The organism is Parageobacillus sp. VR-IP (assembly GCF_013357975.1).
In the GTDB taxonomy this organism is placed as follows: Bacteria; Bacillota; Bacilli; order Bacillales; family Anoxybacillaceae; genus Saccharococcus; species Saccharococcus caldoxylosilyticus.
Window position 1 is genome coordinate 439,256 of sequence record NZ_JABVYQ010000002.1, and the last position, 20,934, is coordinate 460,189.

At 46.9% G+C, this 20,934-nt stretch carries 20 protein-coding genes; 6 read left to right on the top strand and 14 right to left on the bottom strand.

Going from position 1 to position 20,934, the window contains the following annotated elements:
- Positions 1–200: 200 nt before the first annotated feature.
- Positions 201–1,379, bottom strand: coding sequence for an acetyl-CoA C-acetyltransferase (locus tag HT574_RS07625; RefSeq protein WP_175244098.1), 1,179 nt, complete (start codon positions 1,377–1,379; stop codon positions 201–203).
- Positions 1,380–1,597: 218 nt separating this feature from the next.
- Positions 1,598–3,697 carry a heterodisulfide reductase-related iron-sulfur binding cluster gene (locus HT574_RS07630; RefSeq protein WP_175244099.1) on the bottom strand — a complete coding sequence of 700 codons (2,100 nt, stop codon included), beginning with the start codon at positions 3,695–3,697 and terminating at the stop codon, positions 1,598–1,600.
- A gap of 201 nt (positions 3,698–3,898) precedes the next feature.
- On the opposite strand from HT574_RS07630, the gene cls reads away from it, so the two are divergent.
- Positions 3,899–5,086: a cardiolipin synthase gene (gene cls, locus HT574_RS07635; RefSeq protein ID WP_175244100.1), complete on the top strand. Its 1,188-nt coding sequence runs from the start codon at positions 3,899–3,901 to the stop codon at positions 5,084–5,086.
- Positions 5,087–5,119: 33 nt separating this feature from the next.
- On the opposite strand, the gene HT574_RS07640 is transcribed toward cls, so the two are convergent.
- The 5 genes from HT574_RS07640 to speE form a co-directional block, all read right to left on the bottom strand.
- On the bottom strand, positions 5,120–5,287 hold the full coding sequence (locus HT574_RS07640) for a XapX domain-containing protein (RefSeq protein ID WP_175244101.1): 168 nt from the start codon (positions 5,285–5,287) through the stop codon (positions 5,120–5,122).
- Between the two features lie 151 nt (positions 5,288–5,438).
- Positions 5,439–7,109, bottom strand: a complete 1,671-nt coding sequence (argS, locus tag HT574_RS07645) for an arginine--tRNA ligase (protein ID WP_175244208.1) — start codon at positions 7,107–7,109, stop codon at positions 5,439–5,441.
- 3 nt (positions 7,110–7,112) lie between these two features.
- Positions 7,113–7,544, bottom strand: coding sequence for a YwiB family protein (locus tag HT574_RS07650; protein WP_175244102.1), 432 nt, complete (start codon positions 7,542–7,544; stop codon positions 7,113–7,115).
- 220 nt (positions 7,545–7,764) lie between these two features.
- Positions 7,765–8,646: an agmatinase gene (speB, locus tag HT574_RS07655; RefSeq protein WP_175244103.1), complete on the bottom strand. Its 882-nt coding sequence runs from the start codon at positions 8,644–8,646 to the stop codon at positions 7,765–7,767.
- 13 nt (positions 8,647–8,659) lie between these two features.
- On the bottom strand, positions 8,660–9,487 hold the full coding sequence (gene speE / locus HT574_RS07660; RefSeq protein WP_017436917.1) for a polyamine aminopropyltransferase: 828 nt from the start codon (positions 9,485–9,487) through the stop codon (positions 8,660–8,662).
- 202 nt (positions 9,488–9,689) lie between these two features.
- Here speE and HT574_RS07665 point away from each other — a divergent pair, with 202 nt between their 5' ends.
- Entirely contained in the window at positions 9,690–11,744 is a 2,055-nt protein-coding gene (locus HT574_RS07665) for a transglycosylase domain-containing protein (RefSeq protein WP_175244104.1), read from the top strand.
- 175 nt (positions 11,745–11,919) lie between these two features.
- Here the strand turns inward: HT574_RS07665 and HT574_RS07670 are convergent, their stop codons facing one another.
- On the bottom strand, positions 11,920–12,432 hold the full coding sequence (locus HT574_RS07670) for a YwhD family protein (RefSeq protein WP_175244105.1): 513 nt from the start codon (positions 12,430–12,432) through the stop codon (positions 11,920–11,922).
- A 19-nt stretch (positions 12,433–12,451) separates the two neighbouring features.
- Positions 12,452–13,120, bottom strand: a complete 669-nt coding sequence (locus HT574_RS07675; RefSeq protein ID WP_175244106.1) for a site-2 protease family protein — start codon at positions 13,118–13,120, stop codon at positions 12,452–12,454.
- A 130-nt stretch (positions 13,121–13,250) separates the two neighbouring features.
- Here HT574_RS07675 and HT574_RS07680 point away from each other — a divergent pair, with 130 nt between their 5' ends.
- Both HT574_RS07680 and HT574_RS07685 read left to right on the top strand, forming a co-directional pair.
- Positions 13,251–13,439, top strand: coding sequence for a 2-hydroxymuconate tautomerase (locus tag HT574_RS07680; RefSeq protein WP_175244107.1), 189 nt, complete (start codon positions 13,251–13,253; stop codon positions 13,437–13,439).
- A gap of 112 nt (positions 13,440–13,551) precedes the next feature.
- Positions 13,552–14,853, top strand: a complete 1,302-nt coding sequence (locus HT574_RS07685; RefSeq protein ID WP_175244108.1) for an NCS2 family permease — start codon at positions 13,552–13,554, stop codon at positions 14,851–14,853.
- Positions 14,854–14,877: 24 nt separating this feature from the next.
- Here the strand turns inward: HT574_RS07685 and HT574_RS07690 are convergent, their stop codons facing one another.
- The 3 genes from HT574_RS07690 to HT574_RS07700 all read right to left on the bottom strand — a co-directional run bounded on the left by HT574_RS07690 (position 14,878) and on the right by HT574_RS07700 (position 17,087).
- A complete protein-coding gene (locus HT574_RS07690) occupies positions 14,878–15,396 on the bottom strand; it encodes a YwgA family protein (RefSeq protein ID WP_017436923.1) in 519 nt (172 codons plus the stop codon).
- Between the two features lie 13 nt (positions 15,397–15,409).
- Positions 15,410–16,711, bottom strand: coding sequence for an HD domain-containing protein (locus HT574_RS07695; RefSeq protein ID WP_017436924.1), 1,302 nt, complete (start codon positions 16,709–16,711; stop codon positions 15,410–15,412).
- A 148-nt stretch (positions 16,712–16,859) separates the two neighbouring features.
- A complete protein-coding gene (locus HT574_RS07700) occupies positions 16,860–17,087 on the bottom strand; it encodes a YuzB family protein (RefSeq protein WP_017436925.1) in 228 nt (75 codons plus the stop codon).
- A 249-nt stretch (positions 17,088–17,336) separates the two neighbouring features.
- Here HT574_RS07700 and HT574_RS07705 point away from each other — a divergent pair, with 249 nt between their 5' ends.
- Positions 17,337–17,993 carry an RsfA family transcriptional regulator gene (locus tag HT574_RS07705; RefSeq protein WP_042406856.1) on the top strand — a complete coding sequence of 219 codons (657 nt, stop codon included), beginning with the start codon at positions 17,337–17,339 and terminating at the stop codon, positions 17,991–17,993.
- A gap of 34 nt (positions 17,994–18,027) precedes the next feature.
- On the opposite strand, the gene lipL is transcribed toward HT574_RS07705, so the two are convergent.
- Together lipL and pta are read right to left on the bottom strand one after the other, a co-directional pair.
- On the bottom strand, positions 18,028–18,861 hold the full coding sequence (gene lipL / locus HT574_RS07710; RefSeq protein WP_175244109.1) for an octanoyl-[GcvH]:protein N-octanoyltransferase: 834 nt from the start codon (positions 18,859–18,861) through the stop codon (positions 18,028–18,030).
- Between the two features lie 90 nt (positions 18,862–18,951).
- Positions 18,952–19,926, bottom strand: a complete 975-nt coding sequence (gene pta, locus HT574_RS07715; protein ID WP_175244110.1) for a phosphate acetyltransferase — start codon at positions 19,924–19,926, stop codon at positions 18,952–18,954.
- A gap of 211 nt (positions 19,927–20,137) precedes the next feature.
- On the opposite strand from pta, the gene hemQ reads away from it, so the two are divergent.
- Complete coding sequence (gene hemQ, locus HT574_RS07720) at positions 20,138–20,884, top strand: hydrogen peroxide-dependent heme synthase (protein WP_175244111.1); 747 nt, start codon at positions 20,138–20,140, stop codon at positions 20,882–20,884.
- Positions 20,885–20,934 lie beyond the last annotated feature (50 nt).

The window sequence follows — 20,934 nt, forward strand, 5'->3', positions numbered from 1 at the left end:
TGCGAATATCGTGACAAGCACTTCCGCGAGAGAAGAACATTTCGCTTCGGGAGCTATTCGCGCCACCTCCGCTTTTCTCCCCTGTCTAGCTTCAGCGGCTAGCCTTCTTCTGCCAAATAACCTTCCCCCTCGGGGTGCCAAGCACCCCTGCGGGTGAAGAGCATTTGGCTTCGAAGGCTAATCGCGCCGCCTCCGCTTTTCTATACTTGTACCATGATGGCGTCGCCTTGGCCGCCGCCGCTGCAAATTGCGGCAATGCCGATGCCGCCGCCGCGGCGTTTCAATTCGTGGATCAGGGTAATGATAATGCGCGCGCCGCTGGCGCCGATTGGATGGCCTAAAGCGACCGCTCCGCCATTGACATTGACTTTTTCTGGATCAATGCCCGCGATTTGGATACTTGCAAGCGCTACGGCGGCAAACGCTTCATTAATTTCAAATAAATCAATGTCAGCGACTGTTTTCCCCGTTTTGCGCAGCAATTCGTTAATGACAAGCCCCGGCGTTTTCGGAAAATCTTTTGCCTCCACGGCAATCGCCGTATGCGCCAAAATTGTCGCAAGCGGTTGAATTCCTTCGCGGGCGGCGCGCTCTTCGCTCATTAGGACAAGCGCGGCGGCTCCGTCATTGACGCCTGGAGCGTTTCCGGCTGTCACCGTTCCTTGCGGGTCAAAAACTGGCGGAAGCTTGGCCAGCTTTTCAAGCGACGTATCTTTTCTTGGCGATTCATCGTGCGCGACAAGTATTGGTTCGCCTTTTCGCTGCGGTACTGCGACCGGTACGATTTCTTCGGCTAATAATCCCGCTTCCATCGCGGCGATTGCCCGCTGATGGCTGCGATACGCCCATTTGTCTTGTTCCTCGCGGGAAATTCCTAATTCTTTCGCAGTTTCACCGCCGTAAACTCCCATATGCACCCCGGTGAAACTACATGTCAGTCCGTCATACACCATTAAATCTTTGACGGCATCGTCGCCCATCCGCAGTCCCCAACGCGCTTTCGGCAATATATACGGAGCGTTGCTCATTGACTCCATACCGCCGGCGACAACTACTTCCGCTTCGCCAAGGCGGATGATTTGGTCGCCAAGCGTTACCGCCCGCATGCCGGAAGCGCATACTTTATTAATCGTTTCCGTGCGCACTTCCCACGGAATGCCGGCATGACGCATCGCTTGGCGGGATGGAAGCTGCCCTTGTCCGCCTTGCAGGACGGTCCCTAAAATGACTTGATCGACTTGTTCTCCGCTAATGTTGGCGCGCGCCAGCGCTTCTTTCACCGCGATGCCGCCAAGTTCAGCAGCCGTCAGCGGCTGCAAGGCGCCGCCAAATTTGCCAAACGGTGTCCGTACACCGCTTACAATCACCGTTTTTCCCATAAAACCTCTCCCCCTTTGTGTACGATAAAGAAAGCGATTACAACAATACAGACTGAACGCTCGCTCGATAATGATGGTAAAGAGAAGGTGTACACGAACGCACACCCTCTTTATCTATTATACTAATTATTTTAAAAAATAGGAATTATATATTCAATTTTTTTAACATGCTTACCAAGAAATCTCCTACCTCTAAACGGAGTGTAAGTGAAAGAAGTTCATAAGACAGCTTCTTTCTCTTCGCCAAAGACCGATTTCGCCAGCAATTCTGCCACATCGTAAGTGAAGACTTTGTCCTCTACTTCCTTTGCTTTTGTTCCGTCCGTGAGCATCGTCAAGCAGTACGGACAGCCGGAGCTGATGACCGTTGGGTTGACGGCAAGCGCCTGCTCAGTGCGGGCTACGTTGATGCGGTTTCCGGTCGTTTCTTCCATCCACATTAAGCCGCCGCCGGCTCCGCAACACATACCGCGTTCGCGGTTGCGCTCCATTTCGACGAGCTCGACGCCCGGAATTGCCTGCAAAATTTTGCGAGGCGCGTCATACACGTCGTTGTAGCGTCCTAAATAACAGGAATCGTGGAACGTCACTCGTTCTTTTACTTCATATTTCGGCACTAATCGGCCTTCGTCAATCAGCTTCGCAAGCAGCTCGGTATGATGGTATACTTCCGCTTCAAAGCCGAAATCCGGATATTCGTTTTTAAACGTGTTGTACGCGTGCGGGTCGATCGTCACAATCTTTTTCACGCCCGCTTTTTCAAATTCCGCGATATTGTTGGCTGCAAGTTCCTGGAATAAAAACTCGTTTCCTAAGCGGCGCGGCGTATCGCCTGAGTTTTTCTCTTTATTTCCTAAAATCGCAAACTTCACGCCTGCTTCATTTAACAATTTCGCAAATGCCAAGGCGATTTTTTGGCTGCGGTTGTCAAACGAGCCCATCGAGCCGACCCAGAACAAATACTCGAACTCTTCGCCGGCTTTTTTCATTTCTTTGACTGTCGGAACATGCACATCATCGCGAAGCTCGCGCCAGTTTTCTCTCTCCTTGCGGTTGAGTCCCCATGGGTTTCCTTGGCGCTCAATGTTGGTCATCGCCCGCTGGGCATCCGGGTTCATTCTTCCTTCCGTCAGCACAAGATAGCGGCGTAAGTCGATAATTTTGTCGACGTGCTCATTCATGACCGGACATTGGTCTTCACAGTTGCGGCATGTCGTACAGGCCCAAATTTCCTCTTCCGTAATGACGTCGCCGATCAGACTTGGCATCTCCAGCGCCGCCGCTTGTTCCTGCACGCCTTGCGCGGCAACCGCTAATTGGTTGCCTCTCGTGTTTTTAAAGGCAAACGTCGGCACCCATGGAGCGCGGGACGTAACAGCCGCCCCTTTTTCGGTCAGGTGGTCGCGCAGTTTTAAAATTAAATCCATTGGCGACAGCATTTTCCCGGTTCCAGTAGCCGGACACATGCTCGTGCATCGTCCGCACTCCACACAGGCATATAAATCGATGAGCTGCTTTTGCGTAAAATCTTCAATTTTCCCGACGCCAAACGATTCCTGTGTTTCATCTTCAAAGTTGATTTTCGATAATTTCGGCCGCGACAGACGGCTGAAAAACACGTTAATCGGCGCAGCAATCAAATGAGCGTGCTTCGACTGCGGTACGTATACTAAGAAAGTAAGCAAAATCAACAAATGGATCCACCAGGCGATAAAAAACAAGACAGCAGCGCCGGTTTCTCCAACCCAATGGAACGCGCTGGCGATGAACGATGCGACCGGTTCGCTCCATAAGGCTTCCTCACCGTGCCAAATCATGGCCATTCCATTGCCAAACAAAACAGAAAGCATTAGCCCACCGATAAAAATGAGCACTAAACCAGCTTTAAAATCCCGTTTTAAACGAACCAGCTTTTCAATATAACGACGGTAAAACGCAGCAAATACGGCAATCAAAATAAGCAAGGTGACAATTTCCTGGAAAAATGTAAAGCCTGGATAAAGCGGTCCTAGCGGCAGATGCGCCCCAGGAACAAGACCTTTGATGATAAAGTCAATCGCTCCGAATTGGACAAGGATAAATCCATAGAAAAAGGCAACGTGAATGAGGCCGCTTTTTTTGTCTTTCAGCAGCTTTTTCTGGCCAAAAACATTGACCCAGATTTTTTGCAGACGCTCTTTTACTTTTTCATCAAATTCCACTTTTTTGCCGAGCTTAATGTATATCGCCCGCGTTTTCACCACATAGGCAAACAAGTAGACAGCGTAAGCGGTTACAAACAAAAACGCAAGAAAGTTGATCACCAATAGTGGATTCATGCCTCTCTCCCCTTCCCCCTTTAAATCGATGGAATGACAATCAAAAATATTGACAACAAAATAAATTTTCAGAATTAATTCCTTGTGTCTATTTTACACAATGAATGAGCATTCAGTCAATAATGTTTTTACATGTTGCCCTGCTATTTTTTGCGTATCCGGGTACATTAATAATTAACGATATGATCAGGAGGGGAAGAAATGCTTGTATTTTTCGTTATTGTTATTATATTAGCGCTAATATATCTTGATGACAAGCTCGGAAGGATCGTTTTCCAAGACAAAAACAAAAAAATTGTATATCCACGGCGGCAAAGCGACATTTCTTTTTTCATCAACGGAAAGCATCTTTTTTCCGATTATTTTGCGGAGATTCGCCAGGCCAAACACCATATCCACATTTTGTTTTACATCATTAAGAATGATGAGACGAGCCAGCCGTTTTTTCAATTGCTAAAACAAAAAGCAAAGGAAGGGGTTCAGATTCGCATTCTCGTCGATTGGGTCGGAAGCTTCGGATTGCCGAAATCGCTGATTCGCTCATTAAAAGCAAGCGGCATCGAATTTGCCTACACATATAAACCGCGCTTTCCGTTTTTCTTCTATTGGTTAAATCGGCGTAATCATCGAAAAATTACCGTGATCGACGGAAAAATCGGGTACATCGGCGGCTTTAATATCGGCAGAGAATATGTTGGAAAAGATCCAAATTTCGGGGAATGGCGTGACTACCATTTAAAAATTACCGGCGAAGGGGTTCATGATTTGCAAACGCAGTTTTTGCGCGACTGGGAAGAAGCGACCAATACGGCAATCGCCAAAGCTGAATATTTTCCTCCTCTTCAAGCAGGTGCAATCGCTCATCAATTCGTTGCCAAGGACGGCCATGCGCTCGAGCAGCAAATCATTGATGTCATCGATCAAGCCAAAAAAGAAATTATCATCGGCAGCCCCTATTTTATTCCTAGCCGTTCCGTCATGAACGCGTTGCTTGACGCACTTCGGCGCGGCGTCAACGTGACCGTTCTTGTCCCGTTAAAAGCGGATCACCTATTTGTAAAAGAGGCTGCCTATCCTTATTTTTACCATCTGTTAAAAGCCGGAGCGCGTATTTATCGCTTTTATCAAGGCTTTTATCATGCGAAAACGATCGTGATCGATGAGCAATGGTGCGATATCAGCACCGCCAATTTTGACAAAAGAAGCTTATTTTTTAACAGCGAGATTAATTGTTACATTTTTGACCGCGGTTTTACCCGCGAAGTAAAAAAAGCGATCGAACGCGATTTAGCCCGTTCCGAGCAGATGACGCTTGATTTTTGGAAAAAACGCACGTTATGGGAACGCGGCAAAGAGTCAATATCGACTCTTCTTTCTGCTTGGCTATAAAAGCCATGTTAGGGAACCCCCCTTAACATGGATTCATTTCCAAAAGTAACTAATCCATTCGAATATTTTCATCCCTAAGTATACGCCGACGATCCCAGCAATGCCGGCTAAAGCTGGTGGGGCAGGAATCGGCAAACGGAACAGCGTAAATAAAAAGCCGACCACTATCCCAGTCAACAACGATAAAGTCACTTCTTTCATTTCCATTTCCTCCATGTGTTTTTTCATTACTATGCCCATAAAAAGAGGGGGGAACTCCCCCTCGTTCGAGCATTTATTGTAAAACGTCTTTCCTCTTTTTTGATATTTCCTAAACAGAATGGCTGGAAAATCCGCCTCGAGCTGTTATTTCTTACATTTTTTCCGGCGCCGATACGCCGATGAGCGCCAGCGCGTTTTGCAGCGTAATTTGCACGGCTTTCATGAGCGCTAAACGCGCCCGGCTTTTTTCCATGTTTTCCGGATCTAACACTTTTTCCGCATTGTAAAAGCTGTGCAGTGCCGACGCCAGCTCAAACACATAGCCGGTCACGCGGTGCGGCATCCGCTTCACAGCCGCTTCCGCCACCACACTTGGGAACTCGCCAAGCTTTTTCAACAGCTCGATTTCTTTTTCCGTTTCGATATAATCGAGCTGCAAATCTCCTTCATAAGACAAGTTTTGCTCCTCGCCTTGGCGGAGAATGCTTGAGACGCGGGCATGTGCGTATTGCACATAGTACACCGGGTTTTCATTCGACTGCGAGACGGCAAGGTCCATATCAAAATCCAAATGCGTGTCGCTCGAGCGCATCGCAAAGAAGTAGCGGACTGCGTCCAAGCCGACCTCTTCCATTAATTCGCGCATCGTCACCGCCTTGCCGGTGCGCTTGCTCATTTTGACCCGTTCGCCGTTTTGATACAAGTTAACTAATTGAATGATTTCCACTTCCAACACATCCGGGTCATAGCCGAGCGCCGCAATCGCCGCTTTCATCCGCGGAATATAGCCGTGATGGTCCGCGCCCCAAATGTTAATGATTTTCGCAAATCCGCGGCGCAGCTTATCCTGATGATAGGCGATGTCCGGCAACAAATACGTATACGTGCCGTCTTTTTTGATTAACACGCGGTCTTTGTCATCGCCAAACGCCGTCGAGCGGAACCATGTCGCCCCGTCTTTTTCGTAAATATAGCCGCGTTCGCGCAGCACCGCCAACGCTTCGTCAATTTTTCCGCTTGTATATAAAGATGTTTCCGAATACCAAACATCGAACGAGACGCGGAAATCGGCCAAATCTTTTTTAATCTTTTCTAATTCATAGTTGAGTCCGTACTCACGGAAAAAGGCGAGCCGCTCTTGCTCATCGATATGGACAAATTTGTCGCCGTGCTCCTCGGCCAACTTTTTGCCGATTTCGACAATATCTTCGCCGTAATAACCGTCTTCCGGCATGGCTTTCTCGATGCCGAGCGCCTGGAAGTAACGAGCTTCGACTGATTTGGCCAGGTTGTAAATTTGATTGCCGGCATCATTAATATAATATTCGCGCGTCACATCAAATCCGGCTTTTTCTAAAATATTGCACAGCGAATCGCCGACCGCGGCGCCACGGGCATGACCTAAATGCAAATCGCCGGTTGGGTTGGCGGAAACAAACTCGACTTGCACTTTTTGCCCATTTCCGACATTCGTCTCCCCGTAAGCTTTTCCCGCTTGGATGATCGTTGGAATCAGCTCCGTTAAATAACGGTTGTCCATATAAAAGTTAATAAACCCCGGGCCGGCAATGTCGATTTTGGCAATGGACGCTTTTGTCCGGTCAAAGTGCTGCACGATTTCTTCCGCGATCACCCGCGGCGGTTTTTTCGCAATGCGGGCCAGCTGCATCGCCATATTCGTCGAATAATCGCCGTGCGCTTTTTCTCTCGGCACTTCTAAAATCACATCCGGCATTTCCTCTGTTTTCGCAAGTCCGGCGCTAATGACGGCGCGCTTAATTTCTTCTTTGATCCGTTCCTTCATCTGTTCGACAATGTTCATCATCTATACCCCCTTAAACATAATCGTCATCGCATGGCGGCCTGTTTGTTCATTTTGCATCTGCAGCTGATACGATACAAACAACCGCCCTTTTTTCCGCCTGTTATCATAATGAAACTCGATATGGTCCGTTTTTGTTTTCATCGTCCATTGCCCAAACGAAGTGCGGTAATGGCCGGTCGTTTCTTCCGTTTTGCGGAACGCATGACGCATATGCACCGCTCCGGAACGCATGACGACCACTTCCTCGTTCGTTATTTTGACGATCGTCTTAATGCTGCCGAGCTCATGCTGCTCCTCAAATTGCAAATACATGGCATTTTCTTTTATGTAGTAAAGCCCTGTTGCTTCTAACACAACCGTTTCTTTGCGCACCCCATCGCGAATATCGGTCACTTGTTTCAACTGCATCGGGATTCCGTTTTGTTTCTCCATCGAGAACACGCCCTTGATAAAAAACAGTAATAACTTTATTAAGTATAAAGGAATTATTTCCTTTCATTCAAGAGGGGAAGAATGTATGCAGCGGCTTCATGCATAAAAAAGCACCATCTTCAGCGAGACGGCGCTTGTAACGAAACATATTTGCGATTGTTTTACATGTTGCAGCACATTGAAATCCCGACTCCGGTAAAAATGGAGTCGGGATTTGCCATCAGCGGCGTTTTGGCACCCAGCCGAGAATCATTTCGCGAATCAGTTTGCTTGCCGTGTTAGCCGTTTGTTCGGAATGGTCATAAACCGGCGCTACTTCCACTAAATCAGCGCCAACGACGCGAACATCCGATTCCGCGATTTCATGGATGGCTGCCAACAGTTCTTTCGATGTAATGCCGCCGGCGTCGACTGTTCCCGTACCCGGAGCGTGGGCAGGGTCCAACACGTCGATGTCAATCGTCACGTACACCGGACGCCCGGCCAGCTTTGGCAGCACTTCCCGAAGCGGCTCGAGCACTTCAAATTTCGCGATGTACATACCGTTTTCCTTCGCCCATTCAAACTCTTCTTTCATACCGGAACGAATGCCGAACGAAAAGACGTTTGTCGGTCCGATTAAGTCCGCCACTTTGCGAATCGGCGTCGCATGGGACAGAGGCTCGCCCTCGTAATGCTCCCGCAAGTCGGTATGGGCGTCCATATGAATCACCGCTAAATCCGGATATTTTTTATATACCGCTTTAATGACCGGCCAGGAAACGAGATGCTCGCCGCCGATGCCAAGCGGAAACTTATCTGCGGCTAAAATTTTATCGACAAAGTCTTCGATGATATCTAAACTGCGCTGCGCGTTTCCAAATGGAAGCGGAATATCGCCGGCGTCGAAATATTTGACTTCTCCAAGTTCGCGGTCTAAATACGGGCTGTATTCCTCCAGCCCAATCGACACTTCGCGGATGCGGGCCGGACCGAAGCGGGAACCAGGTCGGTAGCTTACCGTCCAGTCCATCGGCATCCCGTAAATCACCGCTTCGCTTTCCTCAAAATTCGGGTGGCTTCCGATAAATACATTGCCCGAATACGCCTCATCGAATCTCATGATGCCATCCCCCTCATTTCAATAAATCAGCGACAAATTTCGGCAATACAAAGCAGGCTTTATGCAGCTCTTTCGTATAATATTTCGTCTCGATATCATGGAAACGATCATCGCTTACCTCCAGCGGATCGTATTTTTTCGAACCGATCGTAAACGTCCAAAGCCCGCTTGGATACGTCGGGATGTTTGCTGTATATAGACGCGTAATCGGGAAAATTTCGCGCACGTCGCGGTATACGTTGCGGATTAAATCCGCCTTAAACCAAGGGTTATCCGTCTGGGCGACAAAAATGCCGTCTTCTTTCAACGCTTTGGCGATGCCGGCGTAAAACCCTTTCGTAAATAAATTCACCGCCGGGCCGACCGGCTCTGTCGAATCCACCATAATGACGTCATATTCATTTTCACTTTTCGCGATATGCATAAAACCGTCGTCTACTTTGACTTCGACGCGCGGGTCGTCAAGCTTGCCAGCAATCTCCGGCAAATATTTTTTCGAGCATTCAATGACTTTGCCGTCAATTTCTACAAGCGTCGCTTTTTTGACGCTTGGATGTTTCAGCACTTCGCGGATGACACCGCCGTCACCTCCGCCGACCACAAGCACATTTTCCGGATTTGGATGGGTAAACAGCGGAACGTGCGCGACCATTTCATGGTAGACAAATTCGTCTTTTTGCGTTGTCATCACCATTCCATCTAAAATTAGCATGTTGCCGAACTGTTCTGTTTCGACCATGTCCAGCTTTTGGAATGGGGTTTGTTCTGTATGTAAAGTACGTTTAATTCTCGCTGTAATGCCGAAATGCTCGGTCTGTTTTTCGGTAAACCATAGTTCCATCGGTAACATCCTTTCTCTGCTCGTTTCCACTTTCGTATACGCTATTTTTCATCTTTCCCTCGCGGAGAAAAACTAAACATGAAAAAGTATAGAGCAATCTAGCAAAAATGCAAGAGGTACTTGATAGAAAAAACGTTTAAAATAGAAAAAAATTTTTCATACTAATACAAATACGGTTTATAAAGTTATGAGGTGATGAACGTTGGAAATCATCCCAAGCAGCCGGTTCCGTGGGGCGTGGAAATATATTCGGGCGTTCGCCTTTATCAGTTTCATCCTAGCAATCTTATCCGCCGTCACGTTTGGTGGCTTTATTTTATTTGCTAAACTGCAAGGCGCCCCTCCGCTGGCGGTGCCGCAAACAACGATTTTTTATGCGGATGACGGCACAAAAATCGGCGAAAGCGATAACGGACAAACGCGCTACTGGGTCAAGCTTGACGATATATCCCCTTACGTCATACAGGCGACGATTGCCGTAGAAGACCGCAAGTTTTACGAACATCACGGCTTTGATATCAAGCGGATTATCGGCGCCGTCGCCGCGGATATAAAAGCAATGGCGAAAGTGCAAGGAGCGAGCACAATCACCCAGCAATACGCACGCAATTTATTTTTAACTCACGATAAGACATGGACAAGAAAATTGCAAGAGGCGCTGTACACGATCCGCCTCGAGGCAAATTATAGCAAAAAGCAAATTCTTGAAGGTTATTTAAACACGATTTACTACGGTCACGGCGCTTACGGGATCGAGGCAGCGGCCCGTTATTATTTCGGCAAACATGCAAAAGACCTTACGTTAAGCGAAGCAGCGATGTTAGCCGGCATTCCGAAAGGTCCGTACTACTACTCTCCGTTGATTAACGAAAAGAGGGCCAAAACGCGGCAAAAAACGGTACTTTTATCGATGGAACAAGCCGGATACATCAACAAAAAGGAAGCGGAGCGAGCGTATCAAGAAAAGCTGATTTATACGGACCATCACGAAATAAAACAAAAAAATATCGCTCCTTATTTTCAAGACGTTGTCAAACAGGTGCTGCGCAACCAATTAGGGCTGGATGAACGGACGATTGAACTCGGCGGCCTGCGCGTGTATACATCGCTCGATCCGCATATGCAGAAAATCGCGGAACAGGAAATAAACGCGGTCATTGACCCGAACTCCCAAATTCAAGCCGCGCTCGTCGCGATGGACCCGCGCACGGGAGAAGTAAAAGCGCTTGTCGGCGGCAGGGACTATGAAAAAAGCCCGTTTAACCGTGCTGTGCAGGCGGAGCGGCAGCCAGGCTCTACCTTCAAGCCGTTTCTCTACTATGCAGCGATTGAGCAAGGGTTTACGCCATCTACGCAAATGCGTAGCGAGCTGACGACATTTACGTTTGATAACGGCAAGTCCAAATATACCCCGCATAACTATAATGATTACTATGCGAATGACGCGATTACGCTCGCACAGGCGATAGCCTTATCGGATAACGTATTTGCCGTAAAAACGCATTTATTTATCGGTGAAGACAAACTTGTGAAAACGGCGAAAAAACTAGGTATTACAAGCAAATTAAAAAGAGTTCCGTCGTTGGCGCTCGGAACATCGCCGGTGAAGGTGATCGATATGGTGAGAGCCTACAGCGCGTTTGCCAATAACGGCAAAAAAGTGGAGCCGGTTTTTATTAAAAAAATCGTCAATCATGAAGGAGAAACGATTTACGAATATAAACCATCAAGCAAACAAGTGCTCGATCCGGACGCCGCTTATGTCACAACTCAGCTGATGACGGGCATGTTTGACCCAAAACTAAACGATTATACGACCGTTACCGGCCAATCGATTCGCAAACAGATTACACGTCCGTACGCGGGCAAATCGGGAACAACAGAAACGGACAGTTGGATGATTGGATTTGCGCCACAACTAGTTGCAGGGGTATGGACCGGTTACGACCGTGGGGAAACGATTGATAAAATGGTGGAGAAACAATATGCAAAGCAAATCTGGGTTCAATTTATGGAAAAAAGTTTACAGGGAAAACCAAAGAAAAAGTTTAAACCAACCAAAGGGGTCGTTGGTGTTTATGTCGACCCGGATAACGGCAAACTTGCGACAAAATCATGTCCGGTAAAGCGTCTTACTTATTATATTGCTGGTACCGAACCGACCGACTACTGCACGGATCATTTATTACATCAAAAGAAATCAAAGAAAAAAGAGGAAAAGAAAAATTGGTTCCAAAAACTGTTCCCTTGGTTCTAAAGGAAGACCCCTCAAGCGAAAGCGCTTGAGGGGTCTTCTTGTCCTAGTTTTATTGTGTTATACATGTAGGTTTAGTTTACCTTTTTTCCTGCTAAACTACAAGTACCCGCCATATGACGTTCACAAAAACGTCACATATATGGAAATTCATGAAAGCCGCGGGCATCTGCCGCTGTTATTTTCCGCCTTCCAGTCCTTTTTTCAATTCCTCACTCGAACGATTCCACATTTCGATATCGTGCTGTTTCAAAAAGTCCGCAAGCACCCGTTTTGATTTCTCATCCATATGATCAACGATAATATGACGCTTTAGTGATTTATCTAAACGATTTACATGTTCCGGCAGCAGTTTGTAGCCGCGACGCGCCTCTCGGTCGACCGCCATTTCACAGGCGGTCACACCGGCATAATACGGCCCGTCTTCTCTCCGTTCAATCGTGACCCAAACGATCCAATAAGGCCTGCCATTTGGCACTTCGTCGCGGTTTGGCGAAAATTTGATGCCCCGCTCCACCGCGCTGCGGGCATGCATCGCTCCCATGTCGACAAACGCCTCGCCCGCTTCAACATCAATAATGACAGGGGAAACGTTCTCCAAACTTAGCGCTCCGGCGCCAAAACCACGGTGGCCGTCGGTCGGATCATCTTTAATAATGTTAAACCCAATATTTTTCTTCCTTTTTTCCATCAAACACCCCTCCTTCACGTCACACGAACAATGTGGCAAAAAATGATTGCAAATTTTCCAAGACAAACGGAACCGCTACTTGAAAAATCGGCTCGATCGTATAACCGTCAAGCGGAGTCATCACCAAAATGAGAAACAAAAGCGCCCCATAGCTTTCCCATTGCGTCATTTTCGCACGAACACCTTGCGGGGCTAAATCTTCGATAATCCGATATCCATCAAGGGGCGGAAACGGAAGCAAGTTAAAAATAAACAACACGACATTTAAACTGATAAAAATTTGGAAAAAAAGGTCAAATCCCGCAGCGAACCAATCGGGAAGCGTCCGCATGACGCCGAAATAAACCATGCTGTACCAGACAATAAATCCAAGCGCGGCAAGCAATAAATTGCTTAGCGGTCCGGCAACCGATACAAGAATGCCAGCGAGACGCGGATGTTTAAAGTGAAAGCGGTTGACCGAAACGGGCTTTGCCCAGCCGAAACCGGCAAGAAAAATAAGCAACGTGCCGAGCAAATCCAAATGGGCAAGCGGCGATAGCGTCAGTCTGCCCTCATTTTTAGCAGTCGGATCGCCGAACTTATAAGCGACATACGCGTGGGCAAATTCATGCACCGAAAAAGCGATCATCAGCGCCATCAATACATATGGAATTTGGCTTAGCGAATACGGCAAGAAATGTTCCACTCTGTTTAACTCCTTTTTCCACATATTAAACTTATTATTAGTATACATGATTTACCGGAAAAAGTGGACTGAAGCCCCTTTTTTCATGATATAATCAACACGACAAGAGATGAACAAAGGAGGAGCACCAATGCCTTACGTAACCATTAAAATGCTTGTCGGACGCACAGAAGAACAAAAAAAGGCACTTGTCGAAAAAGTGACAGAAGCGGTTGCAGAAACAACGGGCGCTTCGAAAGACAAAATCGTCGTTTTCATTGAAGAAATGACGAAAAATCATTACGGTGTCGGCGGAAAACGATTGAGCGACGAGCAATAAGCATACAGGCAAGGAACTTTTTCATGGTTCCTTGCTTTTTTATTGCGGATTTTTTAAAAAACGAATATTATTATATACGTATTTAAAAATGTTCGTATTTTGGAGGTAAACGATGTTTGATTTAACGAAACATAACACGAATTTAAAAACAGAAATCATTGCCGGATTTACAACATTTTTAACCATGGTGTATATCATCGTTGTCAACCCGGTCGTATTGTCGGATGCCGGCGTTCCGTTTGCGCAAGTGTTTACCGCCACGATTATCGCCACTGTCATCGGCACGCTATGGATGGCGCTGTTTGCCAACTATCCGATCGCCATCGCTCCGGGAATGGGATTAAACGCCTATTTCGCTTATTCGGTTGTCGGTTCACACGGCAATATTTCTTATGAAGTGGCTTTTTCTGCGGTGTTCGTTGCCGGAATCCTTTTTGTCATTTTGTCGTTGACGCCGTTTCGCAGCAAGCTGATTGAAGCGATTCCGGAAAATTTGAAGCACGGCATTACCGCAGGAATCGGCTTGTTTATCGCCTTTATCGGTCTTCGTTTAACCGGCATTATTCAAGCCCATCCGCAAAACTTAGTCGCGCTAGGCGATTTGCACTCGCCATCGGCGGTGTTGACGCTCATCGGCTTGGCAGTGACGCTCGTGCTGATGTCGCTTGGTGTCAACGGCGCGCTCTTTTTTGGAATGGTCATCACTGGAGTGATTGCTTATTTCACCGGACAATTGAAATTTGACAAAGGCTTCGTTTCCGTGCCATCGCTACCGGAAGGGCTTGTTGTCGCCAATCCGCTTACTGCCATCGGCGATGTCATCCATTACGGATTATATGCCGTTGTGTTTTCCTTTTTGCTGGTGACGATTTTTGATACGACAGGAACGATGATCGGTGTTGCCCAGCAAGCCGGGCTCATGAAAGGAAAAACAATGCCGCGCGCCCGCGAGGCGCTGCTTTCCGACTCGATTGCGACGACGATCGGCGCCATGTTCGGCACAAGCCCGACATCGGCGTATATCGAATCTTCTTCCGGCGTCGCCGCCGGAGGGCGTACAGGTATTACAGCGCTAACGGTCGCCATCTTATTCGTGCTATCCGCCTTTTTCGGGCCGCTTGTTGGCGCCGTATCCGGCATCGCGGCGATTACCGCGCCGGCGCTTATTATCGTCGGCAGCTTAATGATGGGAAGCATCGCCCGGATTCAATGGGATCAGCTCGATGAGGCATTCCCAGCGTTTCTCATCATTTTAAGCATGCCGTTGACATCGAGCATCGCTACGGGAATTGCATTAGGGTTTATTTCGTACCCGCTATTAAAAATCACGCGCGGCAAATGGCGCGAAGTGCATCCGCTCTTATATATTTTTGCTGTTCTCTTCTTCTATCAGCTTGCCTTCCTGCCGCATTAACGCAACGAAAAAACGAAGTCCCGTTTAGGCGCGGACTTCGTTTTTTACTTTAGCGCGCAATTGTTCAATATAGTCATACGCCTGTTCCACTTCTTCTTCCGTGTAGCGCTGCTTGCTTTTTAATAAAAACACTTTTTCCTTCACTTCTTCTTTCGGTAAATGCTCAAAATAGAGCACCGTCGATACAAGCTCTAAAAACCGCGCGTTTTGCTCATTCATATCTTGCATGCATTCACGCAAATAAGGCATGTCCAAATCGTAATGGTTTAAAAACTGTATGCCCGCTTCCGTCAGCGTGTAGCGATATTGAAAGTACCCGCCTTTTTTCTCTTTCATTTCGTGCAAAAACCCTAAATCACAAAGCTCCTCAATCCGACATGTTAATTCTTCGGAATACGGTCCGTAAAAATGGAAGTCAAACTTCTCGTAAAACGGAAACTGCAGCTTTTTGGCGATGTAAATCATTTTTTGCAGCTTTTTGCGACCGACGATTTCCCCAGCTGCCGCCAGCGCCTTCATCACTTTCGCATGTTCTGTAAACACTCCCCGTCATCTCCTAACCCTCTAAAATTTCAATAATTTTTTTCTTTGTCGTCCGCTTTGTGGAAAAATCATAAATGAAATCAGCGGGAAAATACAGTTTATGATCGGTTCTGCGCTTTCCGGAAATGGCATCGACAAGCACCGATTCCCGCGACAGCTCGCGAAGCTCTCCATTCGGCATCAATAAATAAATCGGCAGCCGCTCCCCTTCCTCGCCGGGGCGGTAAAAGTCATACGGCAAATCGGATGATGAATCGACAACCAAGTAATATTCCGGATCAATGCCTGCTTTTTTAAACAAGCCGGTCAGTTCGATCAGCTTTGTCATCTGCTCGTTTGTTGGATTAAATTCGACATATTTGAATAAATGACGGTTGACAAAACGGCGGCATAGGTCGCTTAAAATCGCATCTCGTTCGTGTTGCCACTGTTGAAAATAAAACAAAATCACCGCCTCATCAAGCTGCAAATAATCTTGCAATTCTACCGTCCCAGTAAAAAACGAGTAAAAATGAATCGGCTTCGTCTGGAACTCATATCCTTCTTCATACAGCCTTTTTGCCCGGTGCAAAATTTTCGTTAAAATGACTTCGGCGCTGCGCGTGACCGGATGGAAATAGACTTGCCAATACATTTGGTAACGACTCATAATATAGTCCTCAACCGCATGCATGCCGCTGCGCTTAATGACGACTTGGTCTTCACGCGGACGCATGACGCGCAAAATCCGCTCCATATCGAAATTGCCGTAGCTGACGCCGGTGTAGTATGCATCCCTAAGCAAATAATCCATCCGATCGGCGTCGATCTGACTGGAAATCAAGCTGACGACAAGCTTATTCGGATACGTTTTTGCAATCACTTCCGCCACTTTTTTCGGGAAATCGTCGCTGACGCGGCGGAGTACAGCGTTCACTTCCGTATCCCCTAAAATAATGGCCTGGGTGAAATCTTCATGATCGAGCCGAAACACTTTTTCAAAGGAATGGGAGAACGGCCCGTGACCTAAATCATGCAATAGCGCCGCACATAGGCAAAGAAGCCGCTCACTATGGTCCCAATGTTCACGGCCGACGAACACATCATCAATAATACGGCGAATAATTTCGTAGACGCCAAGCGAATGGTTAAAGCGGCTATGCTCGGCGCCGTGAAACGTCAAATACGTCGTGCCGAGCTGTTTAATGCGGCGCAAACGCTGAAATTCTTTCGTTCCGATCAAATCCCAAATCACTTTATCACGAACGTGTATGTATCGATGCACTGGATCCTTAAATACTTTTTCCTCACTCAGCTGCCCGCCGGGATATGCCATGTTATCCCCTCTTCCATTTCTAACATGAATCTATTATAAGCCGTTTTCTTTTATAAAGAAATACTTCTTTTTTTCTTCTTTACCTCTCATTATTTCCCAAAATATAGAAACAAAAAATCACCTTCTTATCAAAAAGGAAGGCGATTTTTTAATTCTTCTTTAATTTTTCGGCAATTTTTTCGATCAGCTCATCCTCTGTCAATGCTGCGACCGGACGGTTATTGACAAAGGCAAATGTCTTTTTGCGGCCCGGGCCGCAATACGACTGGCAGCCGATTTTAATGGTCGCATCTGGATCCAACTTTTTCAAACGCGGAATCAACGTTTTCAAATTTGGCGCTTTGCAGTCATCACAAACGCGAAATTCATTTGCCATGCTGGCTCACCCTTTCTTTGCGCTCGCTTGCGTTTGTTTACACTATCGTGTATTCTAACGCTTCTTTTTGCCTATTGCAAGTTTGTTGGCTTCCGGCCTCTATTCCATTTTCTTTCTCTATACGCTCCCATCACGCGGTTCGTGCACAATTCTTGCAATTTTTGATTCACCGAAACTAAAAAATGTATAAAATTTACTATTTTTGGCCATGCTTCTACTAGCAAACAAGAAAAAGGGGAGTTGAGAACGATGAAACAACGGCAAGATGCATGGACAGAAGAAGAAGATTTGCTATTAGCAGAAACAGTGTTGCGTCATGTGCGTGAAGGGAGCACACAGCTAAACGCGTTTGAAGAAGTCGGCGATAAATTAAACAGGACATCGGCGGCCTGCGGCTTCCGCTGGAATGCGGTCGTCCGGCGCCGTTACGAACAAGCGCTGCAGCTTGCCAAACGGCAGCGCAAAGAAAGACAGCGGCTTTTGGGACAGCAAGGCGGGAAGAAAAAACTGCTTTACAATCCTCCCGTTCCTTCGTTGGCAGAAATCGGGGAAATCACCCAGTTGCCGGCGGTTGTCTCTTCCGCTAGTGAATCATCATCGATTACATTAGATCAAGTGATTTCCTTTTTGCAAACGTTAAAAACGGCTCATCGCCGGCACGAAGTATTGACAAAAGAGAATGAACGTCTGCGCAAAGAAAATGAAGAAATGCGGGCGAAAAATAAAGAATTAGAAAAGAAAATTGCCAAACTAGAAGAAAACTCTTCCACGATTCAAGAAGATTACGAAACATTAGTAAGAATTATTAATAGAGCCCGCAAGCTTGTTTTGCAAGAAGAAGAGGAGCGCCAGGCTCTCAAATTCCGCATGGACCAAAACGGAAATCTGGAAAAAATCGCAGAATAATAAAGGCTGCCCTAGGAAAACGGGGCAGCCTTTATCATGTAACGAACGCTTTTTCGTTGCGGCGAACGATGCGCTCCCAATAATATTCGTATAAAGACAGCTCTTCCTCCGTCAACGTCGAGGAGTATAACTGGCCGCCAAACGACTGGAGCGTGCGCAATAAAAGAAGCATCACGGCCGGGATGGTCAGCTCGTCCCCGAGCAATTCCGAAAGCGACGCCATCGTGCTTGGAACAATAATTGGATAGGAAAACTTCGTCGCTTCTCCTTGCAATCCAAGCTCATAAAAACGGCGGATTAGCTCGGCGCGCGCCGAGCCGCTTCCATTGATGCATAAATAAATTTGCACCGCTACGCCGCCGCGCACGCGCCGCTGTGAAATGCCAGCGAATTTTTTGCCGCCAATGCTGAGATCATAGCTGCCTGGGCAATATGAACCGACGATTTCCCGCGCTTCAATCGCTTTGCCGTAAGACGAAAACATCGCCTTTATGAGCTGCCACATTGCTTCATATCCTTGATGAATATCAATCGCTTTCGTCGTTTCCGGAAAAACAAGCGATACATTGAGCACCCCTTCATCAAGCACGACGGCAAGTCCCCCGGAATTGCGGACAATCACCTTGTATTGGTTTGTTTCTAAAAAAGACACGGCTTCCTGCAGATGGGGAAGCTTTGTATCTTGAATCCCTAACACGACCGTATTGTAATGCACCCAGGTGCGGACGACGGCATCAGACTGTCCCGTTCCAACCGATGTGCAAAGCGTATCATCAATAGCAAACGATTGTCTTGCATCAAACATCGGGCCGAAATGCGATTGGTCAATAATACGCCATTTCGCCTGCTGCAACAATTCGTGAACCATTATGTTTATCTCCCTAAGCAAAGTAATTTTAAAAAATTATATCATAATATATAGAAAAAGGATGACGGTTCTTGTCATCCTTTTTCCGCATTACAGCGATTGCGCTGCAGTAATGAGCGTCAGTTTGTACACATCTTCGGCGTTGCAGCCGCGCGACAGGTCGTTCACCGGCTTATTGAGCCCTTGCAAAATCGGGCCTACCGCTTCAAAGTTGCCAAGACGTTGTGCGATTTTGTAACCGATATTTCCCGCTTCTAAACTTGGGAAAATAAATACGTTTGCATCTCCTTGAATCACCGAATCTGGCGCTTTCTTTTTCGCGACAGATGGAACGAACGCTGCGTCGAACTGGAACTCTCCGTCTAATACTAAGTCTGGGGCCATTTCTTTTGCAAGGCGCACCGCTTCAACGACTTTTTCCGTTTCCGGCGATTTTGCCGATCCTTTTGTCGAAAAGCTTAACATCGCCACGCGCGGTTCGATATCAAACATTCTGGCTGTATTGGCGCTCTCAACGGCGATTTCCGCTAAATCTTGGCTGTCTGGCGCAATGTTAATTGCACAATCGGCAAACACGTATTTCTCGTCACCGCGCACCATAATAAATACGCCTGACGTTTTACGGACACCTGGTTTCGTTTTAATAATTTGCAGTGCCGGTCTCACTGTATCGGCAGTCGAATGGGCCGCGCCGCTTACAAGCCCATGCGCTTTATCCATGTACACAAGCATGGTGCCAAAATAATTTTCATCAAGAAGCATTTCACGCGCTGCTTCTTCGGTCACTTTTCCTTTACGGCGTTCGACAAATGCAGCAACAAGCTCGTCCATTTCTTCGTATTGGTGCGGATCGATGATTTCGACATTCGGAAGCGTCAATCCAAGCTCACTTGCTTTTTGTTTTACCGCTTCTTTGTTGCCGATCAAAATCGGCATTACAATTTGTTCATTTGCCAGGCGGCTTACCGCTGTTAAAATACGCTCATCCAATCCTTCCGGAAAGATGATTTTTCGCTGCTTTCCTGCTACTTTTGCTTTTAATGCGGAAAATAAATCATTGCTCACGAACGAATCCTCCTCAACTAATAAAATCCCCTATATACTAGCATACTCTTATTATGGAGAAACGCAATGAAGTTAAGCCCTTACAACAAATAGTTGTTTTATTAAAATAATTCAGTTTACTCCGCTTCCTATGCGGCTTTCGCGCGTTTTTTGGCTAAACTATGGTATAGTGAAAATGTAAACTATATATAAACAAGGAGTGAAACAAAATATGAGCGAAGCGGCACAAACACTCGATGGCTGGTATTGCCTTCATGATTTCCGCTTGATCGATTGGAGTGCGTGGAAAACTTTAACGAGCGATGAGCGCGAAGCAGCGATTCATGAGTTTTTATCTTTAGTCGAAAAATGGGAAGAAACAGAAGATAAAAAAGAAGGCAGCCACGCCATTTATACGATCGTCGGGCAAAAAGCAGACCTTATGTTCATGATTTTGCGTCCAACGATCGAAGAATTAAACGAAATCGAAACGGCGCTAAACAAAACAAAACTGGCTGAATGTTTAGTACCGGCCTATTCTTACGTTTCCGTTGTCGAGCTAAGCAACTACCTAGCCTCCGGCAATGAGGACCCTTATCAAATTCCGGAAGTGCGGCGCCGCCTCTATCCAATTTTGCCGAAAACGAAGCATGTTTGTTTCTATCCGATGGACAAGCGCCGGCAAGGCAATGACAACTGGTATATGCTTTCAATGGAAGAACGGCGCAATTTAATGCGCGCCCATGGCATGACTGGCCGCAAATACGCCGGCAAAGTGACGCAAATTATCACCGGCTCCGTCGGCTTGGATGACTTTGAATGGGGTGTTACATTATTCTCCGATGACGCTTTGCAATTTAAAAAACTCGTTTACGAAATGCGATTTGATGAAGTGAGCGCCCGCTATGGAGAATTCGGATCGTTTTTTGTCGGCAATCGCTTAACAGCAGAGAAGGTATCGTCGTTTTTCCATGTGTAATGAATCCCCGCTTCTTCACTGAAGGAGCGGGCTTTTTTCGCATGTGCTTC